At 67.1% G+C, this 12,853-nt stretch carries 12 protein-coding genes; 1 reads left to right on the forward strand and 11 read right to left on the reverse strand.

Features of this window, described 5'->3' with window-relative positions; genetic code table 11:
- Nucleotides 1-13 precede the first annotated feature (13 nt).
- The 9 genes from Q0082_RS12030 to Q0082_RS12070 all read right to left on the reverse strand — a co-directional run bounded on the left by Q0082_RS12030 (nucleotide 14) and on the right by Q0082_RS12070 (nucleotide 9,665).
- Entirely contained in the window at nucleotides 14-1,009 is a 996-nt protein-coding gene (locus tag Q0082_RS12030; protein WP_298192868.1) for a hypothetical protein, read from the reverse strand.
- A gap of 64 nt (nucleotides 1,010-1,073) precedes the next feature.
- On the reverse strand, nucleotides 1,074-2,864 hold the full coding sequence (locus Q0082_RS12035; protein ID WP_366522558.1) for a thioredoxin family protein: 1,791 nt from the start codon (nucleotides 2,862-2,864) through the stop codon (nucleotides 1,074-1,076).
- Between the two features lie 14 nt (nucleotides 2,865-2,878).
- Nucleotides 2,879-4,306 carry a DUF3570 domain-containing protein gene (locus Q0082_RS12040; protein WP_298192869.1) on the reverse strand — a complete coding sequence of 476 codons (1,428 nt, stop codon included), beginning with the start codon at nucleotides 4,304-4,306 and terminating at the stop codon, nucleotides 2,879-2,881.
- The gene (locus Q0082_RS12045) at nucleotides 4,297-4,521 is read right to left on the reverse strand and encodes a DUF4266 domain-containing protein (protein ID WP_298192872.1); all 225 of its coding nucleotides are present in this window, start codon (nucleotides 4,519-4,521) and stop codon (nucleotides 4,297-4,299) included. The genes Q0082_RS12040 and Q0082_RS12045 overlap by 10 nt, the downstream gene beginning before the upstream one ends.
- Complete coding sequence (locus tag Q0082_RS12050) at nucleotides 4,521-4,982, reverse strand: TlpA disulfide reductase family protein (RefSeq protein WP_298192874.1); 462 nt, start codon at nucleotides 4,980-4,982, stop codon at nucleotides 4,521-4,523. Before Q0082_RS12050 ends, Q0082_RS12045 begins: the two co-directional genes overlap by 1 nt.
- Nucleotides 4,983-5,031: 49 nt before the next feature.
- Complete coding sequence (locus Q0082_RS12055) at nucleotides 5,032-5,820, reverse strand: hypothetical protein (protein ID WP_298192876.1); 789 nt, start codon at nucleotides 5,818-5,820, stop codon at nucleotides 5,032-5,034.
- A 181-nt stretch (nucleotides 5,821-6,001) separates the two neighbouring features.
- Complete coding sequence (locus tag Q0082_RS12060) at nucleotides 6,002-6,631, reverse strand: TetR family transcriptional regulator C-terminal domain-containing protein (protein ID WP_298192878.1); 630 nt, start codon at nucleotides 6,629-6,631, stop codon at nucleotides 6,002-6,004.
- Nucleotides 6,632-6,633: 2 nt separating this feature from the next.
- Nucleotides 6,634-8,037, reverse strand: coding sequence for an APC family permease (locus tag Q0082_RS12065; RefSeq protein WP_298192881.1), 1,404 nt, complete (start codon nucleotides 8,035-8,037; stop codon nucleotides 6,634-6,636).
- On the reverse strand, nucleotides 8,037-9,665 hold the full coding sequence (locus Q0082_RS12070; protein WP_298192884.1) for an NAD(P)/FAD-dependent oxidoreductase: 1,629 nt from the start codon (nucleotides 9,663-9,665) through the stop codon (nucleotides 8,037-8,039). The genes Q0082_RS12065 and Q0082_RS12070 overlap by 1 nt, the downstream gene beginning before the upstream one ends.
- Nucleotides 9,666-9,737: 72 nt before the next feature.
- Here Q0082_RS12070 and Q0082_RS12075 point away from each other — a divergent pair, with 72 nt between their 5' ends.
- A complete protein-coding gene (locus Q0082_RS12075) occupies nucleotides 9,738-10,859 on the forward strand; it encodes an aromatic ring-hydroxylating dioxygenase subunit alpha (RefSeq protein WP_298192887.1) in 1,122 nt (373 codons plus the stop codon).
- Between the two features lie 43 nt (nucleotides 10,860-10,902).
- On the opposite strand, the gene Q0082_RS12080 is transcribed toward Q0082_RS12075, so the two are convergent.
- Together Q0082_RS12080 and Q0082_RS12085 are read right to left on the reverse strand one after the other, a co-directional pair.
- Nucleotides 10,903-11,436, reverse strand: a complete 534-nt coding sequence (locus Q0082_RS12080) for a MarR family winged helix-turn-helix transcriptional regulator (protein ID WP_298192888.1) — start codon at nucleotides 11,434-11,436, stop codon at nucleotides 10,903-10,905.
- On the reverse strand, nucleotides 11,426-12,664 hold the full coding sequence (locus tag Q0082_RS12085) for an MFS transporter (RefSeq protein WP_298192890.1): 1,239 nt from the start codon (nucleotides 12,662-12,664) through the stop codon (nucleotides 11,426-11,428). The genes Q0082_RS12080 and Q0082_RS12085 overlap by 11 nt, the downstream gene beginning before the upstream one ends.
- Between the last annotated feature and the right edge of the window lie 189 nt (nucleotides 12,665-12,853).

Raw genomic sequence — 12,853 nt, forward strand, 5'->3', positions numbered from 1 at the left:
GAGCGGGATGGCGTCAGGGGCGCCACACCAGCGTCAACCCGCCGATCGTATCGGCACTGCGGCTCGAGAAACCGGTGCCGCCATAAGCCTGGAGCCTGAGCTGCCGGCTGAGCCGCGCGCTGACCCACACGGTGCCCTCGCTGATCGGGCCGCGCCCGGGCGTGGCGGATTGCAGCCAGTCGTAATCCGCGCCGAGCGTGAGGACCGGGCCAAGCGCATGGCTCGCGCCCGCGCCGAAACCCCATCCGTCATGCACCGGAAAGCGCGCGGTTCGGCCGAGGAAGCGGCGGCGCGCGCTGGCGTAGAGCGTCGTCCCGCCAAACGTGCCGACCAGATCCGCCGCGAGCGTGACGTCGACCTTGCCGGTGCCGATGCCCTTGCGCGAGGAGGCGGTGGGCAACTTGACGCGGCTGCGCGGCTCAAACGTGAAGTGATCGCCGAGCGGCAGGCTATAGGCGAGCGTAACCGTGGTATCGCCGAGACCGCCACGGTTGCGCCGGGAGAGCGGTACGACTGGCCCGCCGGTTCCCGTGCCCGTTCCGGTGCCGGTGCCCGACCCGGTCCCGCCACCCTCCCCCTCGCCTTCACCCGATCCGCTGCCCGTGCCGCCACCCGATCCATTGCCGCCGCCGGAGCTGTCATCGCCCGGTTCGGTCTCGATCTCGGGCTCGCTCGCGACGCCGCTACCGCTGCCGCTGCTGCCGCCGCTCCCGGAAGCGCCGCTGCCGGTGCCGTCGAGCAGCGTGCCGGGACCGCGCAGGTGCACGTAGGCCGTGGTGACTTTTACGCTGAAACGGGAACGGGTGTATTTTACCGAGACCGGCACGGTCACGATCTCCGTCCGCGCAGTCTGGCCATAGCGCCCGTCAGCATAGGTCGCGCCAACGCTGACGCGCAGGCTATCGGTGGCCTGCTCTTCGGCCTGCTGTGCATGGGCTTGCGCGGATAACGCCAGCGCGACGAGCGCAACACCTGCACCGCCCCGTTGCCACTTCAGATCGCCCGCCATCAATCCTTCCCCTTTACCCGTTGCCGCGTCTCTGCATCGCAGACGGCGCGGGGGCAAGGGGCGATCAAGACCTATCGGTGAGGCGCACGAGCAGATCGGACGATAGCACCTGCGGCAGTTCGCTGGGCTCGCCGCCCGCGGGATACCAGAGGTAAAGCGGCACGCCGGCGCGGCCATGCGCCTTGAGGAAGCGGCTGATCGCCGGATCCTGCCGCGTCCAGTCGCCGCGCAGAACAGAAACACCGCCTGCCGCGAAAGCTTTGCCGACCGCAGGCACATCAAGCGCGGCCGCCTCGTTGACCTTGCAGGTCAGGCACCAATCAGCGGTGAAGTAGACGAAGACCGGACGCCCTTCGCGGCGCAGGGCATCGAGCCGGCTTTCGGCGAAAGGCTGGCTGCCCAGGGCATCCGCCACTGCCGGCCCCGTCGCGGCCGCCGGGGCCGCCACCACACCGAGCGCAATCACCGGCAGCGCGGCACTCGCCAGCACCAGCGCGGGCAAGCCGGGCCGTCCGCCGCGCTGGCGAACACCGTACCACCACAGCGCCAGACCCATGAGCAGCGCTGCGCCGAGCGCCGTCGTCATCGCGCCGATCCCGGCCTGCCGCCCGACCAGCCAGGCAAGGCCAAGCGCGGTCGCGAACATCGGCACGCTGAGCACGTGGCGCAGCGTCACCATCCACTGGCCGGGACGCGGGATCATCCGCCGCGCCGGCGCCCAGAAGCCGAGCAGCAGGAAAGGCAGCGCCATGCCGAGCCCGAGCCCGGCGAACACGCCCAGCGCCGCCAGCGGCGGCATGACCAGCGCTGCACCCAGCGCGCCAGCCATGAACGGGCCGGTGCATGGTGTCGCAATGAACGCCGCAAGCGCACCCGTCATGAGCGAGCCGCTGAACCCAGACGAGGGCTTGCCGCTCACGCTCAGCGAAGGCAGCTCGAACAGCCCTGTCATGTTGAGCGCAATGGCGGTGATGAGGAGAAGCAGCCCGGCCACCACGGCGGGGTTCTGCAGCTGGAAGGCCCAACCGGCTGCGCTACCCGCGCCGCGCAGCACAAGGAGGGCGCCGCCCAGCGCAAGGACCGTGCCGATGACCCCGGCCGAATAGCCCAGCGCCTCGCTCCGCGCGTGACCCGCGCTGCCGCCCGATCGGGCCAGCGCCATCGCCTTGAGGCTGAGGATCGGGAACACGCAAGGCATCAGGTTGAGGATCAGCCCGCCAAGCAGCGCCGCACCGAAGGCCAGCAGATAGCCGGCCAGATCGAGCGGGCTCGGAGCCGGCGCCGCGGCGGATTTCGCGGCAGCCGGCGGCGTGATGGCCGCTCGCGCCCTTGCAAACAGCGCCGCCGAGGTGGGATCGGGGTTGCCTGCGCCGACCGTCAGCCCGAGGTCGAGGTCCACCGGATCGGGCACGCAAGAGCTTTCCGAGCACACCAACAGATCGAGATGGGCAGCAAGCGGCAGCGCCGCGCCGGCCGCCAGACCTACCGGCAAGCGCAGATCCTGCAGCAGCACGACATCGCCTTCGTGGACATTGCTGACGAGGCCGGAAAGGACCAGCCGGCGGGTCGGCGGATGGCGCAGTTCCCCCGCGCTGGTGCCGGGCGGCGCCGTCCACGTTGCGACAGGCGCATAGCCGGTGTCGCCGGGGTTCGGGCCATAGATGTGCCAGCCGGGCTTGAGCGCAATATGGAACGCCGCCGTGACCGCAGCGCCGGACGCAGGCGCGCGGCTCTCGGTCACCAGTTCGGCGCGGTAGTGGGCGTGATCGGCGACCGGCCCGGCCAGCGCCGGAGCACCGGACAGCAGGGCAGCGGCGAGCGCGACAAGCACTCGCAGTGAAATGCGCATGATCATGGTGCTTTATCCTGTCAGCGGAACGTGACGCGCAGCCCGGTGATGAGGCTCACCGATTTCGAGCCCGCGAAGAGATCGGTGCGCGCGAGAATGCCCGGGGCCCGCCGATCGAAGCGCTGGCCTTCCTGAAGATACCGCTCCGCCGCGCCGTAGATCTCGAGATTGGGCGCAATCTTGAACCCGGCCTTGATCCCGAAGGTCCAGGCGTGGAAGGCGCCAAGCCGGCTGTCTGCGCTCACGAAGGACGGCGCGTTCTCGTCGAGCAGCAGGTAATGGCTGAAGAAATTCGCGCCGGTCTGGCGGTAGTAGCGGATGCCGGGTTCGACATAACCGCTGCGCCCCAGCGGCGCGTGTTCAGAGAGCGCGAATGTCCACGAGCGGATGCCCCAACTGTCGCGGTACCAGCGCACCGAGGCATCGGTAACCGCCGAGCCGAGTGCGAACTTGGTGCCGGCATAGATGCTGTCGCGCACGCGGCGATCGGGGCGCCTTTCATAGATGTAGGCAAAGGGATCGCCGGTCTCGCGCTCGACCAGCGCGACGAGCTTGTAGGGATCGGTCTGATAGCCGGTGGAGACACCGTGGCTCCAGTTGAGCTGCGCCAGCCAGCCGGGCGTGAGCACTTGCGTGATGCCGGCGACAAAGCTCGAGACGATCTTGTGGCGCCCGGTGCCGATCACCGTCTCGCCCATGCTGGCAAGCGGGCGCGGAATGCCATTGAATGGCTTGATGCTGTCGCGCTCGTAGTTGTAGCCCAGCGAAAGCGTGGTGTTCTTGTTCCACAGCTCCTTGGCGAGGCTGGCGCGCCCCGAGTAGGAGGTGAAATCCATTTCCCAGGAACCGGCGCCACCAAGGCTGAGCTTGAGACCGCTGGCGATGGGCAGGGTAACACCGAGATCGGCGGCCTTGCGCTTGTCCTTGAAGCCCGCATCGACCGGCAGGCGCCCGCGGCGGATCTCGTAGATGCCCGAGGCGCCGGTCGAGGTATCACTCTCGCGTTCTGGCGCCTTGGCGCCGGGACGCTGGCCCGGTGGCCGAAACGTCTGCACCACGTTGCGGCTGCGCACCGCGCCGTTGGGCGTCGCGCCGGTGAGCGTATCGTAGACGAACTTGCCGGAAACCACGAGGCCACTCGCCCCGTTCCAGGTGAGCCCGGTTTCGGATTCGATCACGCGAACGCGGTCGTCGTCCTCCTGATAGTAGAGCACAGCGGTATCGGCCACGAGAGTGCCCGCTTCGCTGGCCGTCTCGTCATAGGCGTTGGGCTTGGCAACCGGCGCGGCAGCCGCGGGCGCAGCGCCGGGATCGGCCTGCGCGTGGGCGGGCGCAGCGCCGGGATCGGCCTGCGCGTGGGCGGGCGCGGCCTGGAGCAGCGCGCCCGCAAGCGCGCCGAGCGTAGCCGCAAGGCTGCCCACCTTGCGATCGGCCGTGGTCAGTTGCACCCGCAGCCTCCACCATCGAAGCTGCGCCCGCCGGACGCTGCTTCCTTGCTGAAATAGGTGTGCTCGTCGAAGGCCATGATCGCCGGCTCGCGCGCCAGCTGCATCGATTTCCTAGCCAACACATCGCGCTGCCACGGCTTCGCGCCCACATGCGCGCAGGCTGATACCGCGGCGAGCGTGATCACGAGCGCCATTGTGCGGATTGTGCGCAGCATTATCCGTTCTCCCGCATTAGCTGCGCGATATGCGCGTTGTATTCCGCTGCCTTGCCGGGGAAGAACCCTTGATGGCGGAAACGCATCACGCCCTTGCGATCAAACACCAGCGAAGTCGGCATGTCGGCCACCTTCCATGTGCTCGCAAGGTTGCCGGCAGGATCATAGACCACCGGCAAGGTGGAGCGGACCTGCCGCAGGAAGGCCTCCGCCGCACCGCGCTGACGATCGAGATTGATCGTCACGACCGCCACGTCTCCCGCGGGATAGCGCGCAGCAAGCTGCTGCATGAACGGGAAGGAAAGCTTGCACGGCCCGCACCACGAAGCCCAGAAATCTACGTACACGACCTTGCCGCGATACTTCGCCAGATCGAGCCCGCCGGTCTCGGCCCAGGAGGTGCCCGGAAGCACGGCAGCAAGGGCAGCGAGCCCGGCAAGGATGGAACGACGCGAAGGCATGGCGTGAAAACTCCGGTTGGGATCAGGTTCGGCAGGCGCGGGCCGCCCGCTAGAGTATGAAATCGGCCGAGGTCAGCGTGTGAACTCCCGCAAGCTTGATGCACCAGTCGGCACTCGTGTCGCCGTCCATGTTGCCATAGACATAAGTGTTGCCGCCCGAGACCGCGTAGCGCAGCTCCCCGCCTGTGTGGTTATGGAACCCGTTGGTGCCGATGAAGTGGAACGCCTGGTTGCCCGAGGCGCCGTAGCCGCTGGCCGAGACGAGCGCGTCAACCTGGCTGAGGTCGATCTTGTCGCCGGCGGTGAAGTCCACGATCGTGTCGGCTCCGCTCGAGGTCCTGCTCGCAAAGTCGGCAGGGCCGAACACGAAGGAATCGTTGCCGAGGCCGCCCGTCACGGTGTCCATGCCCGCGCCGCCGATGATCGTGTCGTTGCCGCCGCCGCCGAGAATGGTGTCCTTGCCGCCGAGGCCCCACAGCGTGTTGGCTGCCGCATTGCCGGTGATCTTGTTGGCAAGATCGTTGCCGGTGCCATTGATCGCGCCGCTGCCGGTGAGCAGCAGGTTCTCGACATTGGCGCTCAGCGTGTAGGTGACGGAGGCCTTGACCGTGTCGATGCCCTCGCCGGCCAGCTCGAACACCTTATCGCCAGAGGAATCGACGATATAGGTATCGTTCCCGGCACCGCCGTACATCATGTCGGCGCCCTGGCCGCCATCGAGCACATCGTTGCCGCCGAGCGCCTTGAGAATGTCGTTTCCGGCAAGGCCGAGCAGACTGTCGGCAAGGCTGGTGCCGAGCAGCGTATCAATGCCGGTGGTGCCTTTGATCGTGGACATGGGATGCCTTTCGGTTATCGCTGCAAGCGCCCTTTCCGGCACGTGCCAGACCGGGCTTCCTGAACCGACAACGCGGGCAAGCGCGGTTTATTCCCCGCACCGGGCAAGAAACTGCCATGAACGTAGCAATAGATTGAAACAGATACTGGAATCTGTGGCTTTCGGTCGGCCTGCCCGGCGCTCAGAGCGCAAAAAGGCGGCGCGCGGCCAGGTCGCAAAGCGCAATACAGCGCTCGCGCGGGGTGCGCTGGTCGGAAAGGTAGTATTCGATCCAGAGCCCGTCGAGCACGGCTGACAGGAGCGCGATGGCGTCAACCATGGGCAAGGCATCTTCGCGGGGCGGCAGCGGCGTGACAAGCCGTTCGAGCAGCGCACGCTGGCGCAAGTTGAAGCTGTCCGAAACGGCGGCGAAATCGGCACGGCTGCGCGCCTGCTGCCAGAACACCATCCATGCGCCGATGATGTCCGGCCCGGCCCAGTCATCCGAAAAGACCGCGACGAAATAGCGATGCAGCGCCTCGCGGGGCTCTGCAGCATAGGGCATGGCGGCGGCCTCAAGCTGCGCGAGCATGTCCTCGCAGAGCTGCTCGTAGGTTTCGAGGAGGAGATTGTCCGGATTGCGGAAGTAATGCCGCAGCAACCCGTGGCTGACCCCGGCCTGCCGGCAGATCTCGCGCCCGGTGGTGCCTTTGGCGCCGAGCCGGGCAAGGCAGTTCACCGTCGCCGCGACAAGGTCGGCGCGCCGCACCAGCGGGGATGCGCGGCGGCGGCGGCGCGTGGTTGGCGGCGCGTCTGGCGCGGGGCTAGCCATGGTCAAGCGGCCCGCCGCGCGGCGCGCTGGCCGAGGTAGTAGACAAGACTGCCGCTCCCCAGCAGCACGCCAGTGAGGCCGAGGATCTTGCTGACGGCAAGGAGCTTGTTCGGCTCGTCCGTTGCCGGAAACGCCGCAAGCACCAGAGCCGTGAGCGTTGTTGCGAGGCCGAGGCAGGCAAAGGCCGTGGAAGTAACGCGTCCGCCCGGCAGGCGCGTGACCCCCGCTTCGGCGGGCCGGCTCTGCAGGCGGATCACGGCGAGGAACACCAGTGCGAAGGGCAGGAAGGCGGCGATGATACCCATGCTCACCAGCACGTCATAGGCGCCCTTCACTCCGGTGCCTGCCTGCCCGAGGATGCACAGCACCGCGCCGAGGCCGCCCTGAACGAGGATCGCGACATAGGGCGTGCCCCATTTGGGATGGACCTTGGCAAAGACAGGCGGGAGCAGCCGATCGATGCCGACGGCAAAGGGAATGCGCGCCGCGCAGGAAAGGAACCCGCTTGCCGCCCCCAGATTGCCGAGCGTGATGAGGAGCGCCAGCGGGATCACGATCCACCCTGCCCCGACCTTTTCCGCCGCCACCGCGCCCGCCTGGACCAGGCCCTGCAGCGTGTTGACCTCGCTGGAGGGCATCGCAAGCAGCACCGCAAAGGTACCGATGATGTAGCACGAGACGATCACCACGCCCGCAATCGGCAGCGCGCGCGGGATCGTGCGGCGCGGCTCCCTGATCTCGCCGCTCATGAACGAGGCCGTCTCCGCGCCCGAGAGCGCAAAGGCGATCGCGGCCCACATGATCATGTGCTGGATATCGAACACCGGCACGAACGATCGCGGCGTGAAATCGGTTGCCGAGCCGAACTGCCACCATGCCATCCCGCCCAGCACGATCACGATCAGCGCCGGCCCCCACATGCCCACCGCGCCGAGATTGTGCAGCCAGCGTCCGAAGCGCAGCCCGAAGATGTTGATCGCGGTGATGAAGGCCAGCGCTGTCAGCGCAAAGCCCATGAAGAACACCGGATTGCTGCGCAGATGCAGCCAGCTTGTCCCCCCGATGTAGAGCGCGTTGCCCGCATCGAAATAAAGCACGCTGGGGAAATACGGGAGGTTCGAGGTGAAATAGCTCCACCCGGCCATGAAGCCCACGTAAGGCCCGAACGCCTCGCGGGTCCAGATGTAGAGTCCGCCTTCCTGCGGGTAGCGCGACGAAAGCTCGACGATGGCGAGCACGAAGGGCAGGTAGAAGCACAGCAGTGCGCCGACCCAGATCACGATGGAACTCGGACCGAACGCCGCCGCAGTCGCGATCCAGCGCAGGCTGACCCCGGTCACGATGTAGAACATCGCAAGATCGGAAACGCCCATCACCTTGTGTGGATGGGGCGCGCCGCCAGCCATCAGCGCCGGCTCTGCTTCTTGGTGTCGCGCAGCACTTGGCAAGCGGCGTTATGCCCGGGTGCGCCGGTCACCCCGCCGCCGGGATGCGCCCCTGCACCGCAGAGGTAGAGTCCTTCGATCGGCGTGCGGTACTGCGACCAGCGCGGCACCGGGCGCATCGAGAACAACGCGCCGGGATGGAGATCGCCGTGGAAGATATTGCCTTCGGTGAGGCCGTAGATGCGCTCGAGATCGAGCGGCGTGAGCATGACCCGGCCTAGGATCAGTTCGCGCAGGTTCGGCATGTGCCGGCTGATCTGGTCGATGATCGCATCGGCGAGCGCCTCGCGCTTCTCGTCCCAGGTGCCCTCGCGCAGCTTGTAGGGCACATACTGGATGAAACAGGTCAGCATGTGATGGCCCGGCGGGCAGAGGCTGTCGTCGACTAGGCTGGGGATCACGCAATCGATCCACAGCTCGTCCGGCACGTCACCGAAGCGCGCCGTATCGGCACAGCGCTGCGCGCCTTCGAGCGTGGGCGCGATGGTGAGGAGCGCGCGCTCCAATGGCGTCGCATCGGGCCTGCGACCGGTCACGATGGGCTCGCCGGACAGCGCGATGTTCAGCTTGGCCGCCGGGCCGCCCATCTTGATCGCGGCAACGTCGCGGCGGAAATCATCGGGCAGATCGGCCTTGGCGAGGAGCCCGAGGAACGTGCGCTTGGGATCGGCGTTGGACAGCACGACCTTCGCGCGCATTTGCCGCCCGTCGACCAGCGTAACGCCGGTCGCGCGGCCCTGATAAACGTCGATATTGGCGACGGGCGCACTCGTTTCGATCACCGCGCCGAACCCGCGCGCGGCCGCTGCAATCGCGCCCGAAATCGAGCCCATGCCGCCCATGACATGACCGCCAAAGCCCTGGACCGCGTCGTCACCGCCGGCAAGCAGGTGGAACAGCAACCCCACCGCCGAGCCCGGCTCATAGGGTCCGCCGTGTTTGCCATAGACATTGTTGGCAAGGATCATGCGCTTGGCGGCATCGGATTCGAAGTGCCGGTCGAGAAACTCGCCGAGGCTTCCAGTGAGGAACTGAACCATCTCGCCGATCTCGGTGCCTGAGATACGGCGGAAGCGGCGGACCATCCGCAGCCCCTCCCGGATGCGATCGAGCCCGCGGGCGGCAAGATCCGGCGGGGATTCGAGAAAGAAGGGCTGGAGATAGCGCGCGAGCGCCTTGAGCCGGGCGTCAACTTCGAGAAAGGCCTCGGCATCACGCGCTGAGAACCGGGCGATTTCCTGCGCAGTGCGTGCCGGATCGGCCCACCAGCGGATGATCTCGCCTTCTCCGAGCGGCACCGTCAGGATCGGATCGCAAGCAACCATGCGCAGGCCGTGGCGACCCAGATCAAGATCGCGGATCACCGTCGGCATCAGCATCGAGGCGATGTAGGAGGTGAACGAGACGCGGTGGCCGGGAATCACCTCCTCGGTGACACAGGCCCCGCCGACGATGGGCCGCGCTTCGAGCACGAGCACTGAACGGCCTGCCTTCGCCAGATAGGCCGCAGCTGTCAGGCCATTGTGCCCCGCCCCGACCACGATGGCATCCCAGACCTTGCCCGTCACATCCATCGCCGCGCCGTTCATCCGCTTCGCTTTCAGGCTGGATGAGTGCCGCAATGCTGCTTATAAGGCAAGCGTCTAATAAGGAGGATCACGGTGACCGGCGGAATGGAGAAATCGCTCGACAGCACCGCCTACCTGAGGCCGGAGGCGTTTGCGCGCGACAAGGCCGCGATCTTCCACCGCCAGTGGTTCTGCGCGGGGCGCGAGGAGGACATGCCCCTCCCCGGCGATCACCAGGTGCTCGATGTGGCAGGCGAAAGCGTCATCGTCGTTCGCGGGAAGAACGGCGCGCTCCATGCGCACTACAACGTCTGCCGCCACCGCGGCGCGCGGATGTGCGATGCGGTGAGTGATGCGCGCTGGGACGTCACGCTCGATGCGGGCGTGGTCGGCAAGGCGATGATCCGCTGCCCCTACCACGGCTGGTCCTATGCGCTCGACGGGCGCCTGCTGGCAGCGCCGCAGCTGCAGGATGCGCCGGGCTTCGACAAGGCCGCATTCAGCCTGCACCCAGTCGCGGTCGAGACCTGGGGCGGCTTCGTCTTCCTCAACCTCTCGCCCGAAACTGCGCCCGATTTCGTCGCAGACCTGGCCGAGCCGGCGCGCCGCCTTGCCAACTATCCCCTCGCCGATCTGCGCACCGCGCAGACGATCCGCTACGAGGTGAACGCGAACTGGAAGCTGATCCTCGAAAACTACAACGAGTGTTATCACTGCCCCGGCGTCCACCCGGAGCTCACCGCAATCGTCCCGGCCTTCAAGGTGCGCGGCGGGATCGATCTTGATTGGGAAGCGGGCATCCCGCACCGCGACGGTGCCTGGACCTACACGATGACCGGCACGACGACCCGCGCCCCCTTCCCCGGCCTCTCCGAGGCGGAAAAGGTCCGCCACAAGGGCGAACTGATCTATCCCAACCTCATGCTCAGCGTCAGCGCCGAGCATGCCGCCGCATTCGTGCTCTGGCCGCTGGCCGCCGATCGCACCCTGATCGAATGCCGCTTCCTGTTCCACCCTGACGAAATGGCCAAGGCCGATTTCGACCCGGCGGACGCGGTCGACTTCTGGGATCTCGTCAACCGGCAGGACTGGGCGGTATGCGAACGCGTGCAGTCTGGCATTGCCGCACGTGTCCACACGCATGGCTACTATGCGCCGATCGAGGACCTCAGCCTCGATATCCGCCGCTACATCGAACGCTGCGGCGAACCCTGATCGGCAGCCACTGTTTTGGCAGCCCGGAAGTTCTGATCAGGGTCTAGCTTTCAGATTTTGTATTCTTGCGGCGCGGGGCAGCGGTGGACTGGCGCGCTTCGTACATGGCTTCGAGCGCGGCATCGGCGCGCTTCAGGGCGGCCCGGACGATCGGCAGGTCGTCTTCCCCGATCGCCGCGACCAGCGCGCTGACCACTTCCTGGCTGAGCGCATTTGAACGCCTTGCCACTTCGACACCTTGCGGGGTCAGCCGGGCGATGACGATGCGCGAATCGTCGGGGCCGACTTCTCGCGTCAGATAGCCGAGCCCTTCGAGGCGCTTCAGCTGGTGCGAGATCGTCGATTGGGGCAACGCCATGACCTTGACGATCTCACCCGCCGTCAGTTCTGCGCGTTCGGCAAGCAGCACGATCATCCGCGAGGTGACCAGATCGACACCGGCTTCCTGAAACCAGGGGTTCGCAATGCGGGCCATGTGCGCGCCCACGCGGTGCACGAGGAACGAAATGCGCTCTGCGAGAGGCGGCAGGGCGCTCGCGTCGTCATGGGGTTGCGGGTGGGCTTGGTCAGTCGGCATCGTCGTGCAAACCCTCGTCGCTCGGGCCAGACATGGCAGGATAGGGCCCCAGCAGGAGCAACAGGATGCCCGCTACGGCAAACAGCGCCGCGGAGGACAAGAAGCTGGCCGCATAATCACCCGAAACCTCGCGCAGGCGGGAGAACATGGCTGGGGCCGTGGCGCTGCCAATGGCAAGGCCCGCATAAAGGAGCGCATAGAGCTTGGCGAAGCGGTCGCGGCCGAAATAGCGCGCGGTGAGGAAAGCCAGCAGATCAAGCTCCGCACCGGCAGCGAGGCCAAGCGCAAGGCAGCACAGGGTGAGTTGCAGGCTGTCCGTCGCGCGGACAAGGACCAGGCAGGCGGCGGCGGGGATGAGCAGGATCACGCAGCCGACCGCAGGCGCCCAGCAGCGGTCGATCAGCATGCCGATAAGGACGCGCCCAGGGATCATCGCGAGGCCGACGGTGCCGGCGATCACCGCCGCCCGCGCAGGCGGCAGACCCCGGTCGGTAAAGGCGGGCACGAGGCTGGTCAGCACGCCCGAAACTGCCAGATACCCGCACAGGACCGAGATCGCGAGGACCGCGAAGCGCAGGCTGAGCACGGCGCTGCGGATGGAAACGGCGGGTTCCGCCGCTGCACATGCCGTGCGGGCCGGTTCGGACGGGAGCCAGAACCACGCCGCCGGCAGCGAAAGAAGGAGGGGAAGCATCGCCACCACGGCAAGCGCGACGTGCCAGTTGGTGCGCTGGATCAGCGAAGTGATCAGCACGGGCAGCAGGATGGCGGACAAGGCTGTACCGACCAGCGCCAGCCCTAGGGCGGTGCCGCGCGCATGGTCGAAGCGCGAGGTCACGACCTTGGACCAGACCACCGGATTGGTTCCTGCACCGAGCAGCGCCGTCAGCGCGAAACCGAGGTAGAACACCAACGGCGAGCCGGCCATTGCCGCCACGATCATGCCCAACGCGACGCCGGCAAAGCCCGGCAATGCGACCATACGCACGCCGAGGCGATCGACCATCCAGCCGGTGAGCGGCGCAGTCAGCGCACCGAGCCCTGAACTGAACGCAATGGCGAACTGGATATCGCTGCGCGACCACCCGGTTTCCAGCTCGATCGGCTTGGTCAGCGCGCCGATGCTGTAATAGGGCAAGGCAATCGCGCTCGCCGCGATGCCGAGCGCGCAGGCAACCAGAATGCGCCAGCCGGACCTCAGTTCGGCGATGGCGGCAGGCGTCATCATTCGCGCGTTTCTCCAGCGCGCCCGGTCACTCCGGGCAGGCTCCGGCAAGAGGCCAGCCTCTTGCGGTAATGTATCGATTTCGATGCTTCACAAGGCATGGCCGCCATGTCAAGTGACGGGACGGCGGGGCCACCGGTCGCTCTGGATTGGTTCCCGAGCCCGGCGGCAACACGCAGCGGGAAGGAGCCT

It is taken from the genome of Novosphingobium sp. (genome assembly GCF_027489515.1).
Classification (GTDB): Bacteria; Pseudomonadota; Alphaproteobacteria; order Sphingomonadales; family Sphingomonadaceae; genus Novosphingobium.

Excerpts from the sequence above, each read along its gene's own strand:
- Q0082_RS12045 (WP_298192872.1), bottom strand. The coding sequence starts at position 4,521 with ATGCTGCGCACAATCCGCACAATGGCGCTCGTGATCACGCTCGCCGCG.
- Q0082_RS12070 (WP_298192884.1), bottom strand. The coding sequence starts at position 9,665 with ATGAACGGCGCGGCGATGGATGTGACGGGCAAGGTCTGGGATGCCATC.
- Q0082_RS12035 (WP_366522558.1), bottom strand. The coding sequence starts at position 2,864 with ATGATCATGCGCATTTCACTGCGAGTGCTTGTCGCGCTCGCCGCTGCC.
- Q0082_RS12030 (WP_298192868.1), bottom strand. The coding sequence starts at position 1,009 with ATGGCGGGCGATCTGAAGTGGCAACGGGGCGGTGCAGGTGTTGCGCTC.
- Q0082_RS12060 (WP_298192878.1), bottom strand. The coding sequence starts at position 6,631 with ATGGCTAGCCCCGCGCCAGACGCGCCGCCAACCACGCGCCGCCGCCGC.
- Q0082_RS12050 (WP_298192874.1), bottom strand. The coding sequence starts at position 4,982 with ATGCCTTCGCGTCGTTCCATCCTTGCCGGGCTCGCTGCCCTTGCTGCC.
- Q0082_RS12055 (WP_298192876.1), bottom strand. The coding sequence starts at position 5,820 with ATGTCCACGATCAAAGGCACCACCGGCATTGATACGCTGCTCGGCACC.
- Q0082_RS12080 (WP_298192888.1), bottom strand. The coding sequence starts at position 11,436 with ATGCCGACTGACCAAGCCCACCCGCAACCCCATGACGACGCGAGCGCC.
- Q0082_RS12085 (WP_298192890.1), bottom strand. The coding sequence starts at position 12,664 with ATGATGACGCCTGCCGCCATCGCCGAACTGAGGTCCGGCTGGCGCATT.
- Q0082_RS12065 (WP_298192881.1), bottom strand. The coding sequence starts at position 8,037 with ATGGCTGGCGGCGCGCCCCATCCACACAAGGTGATGGGCGTTTCCGAT.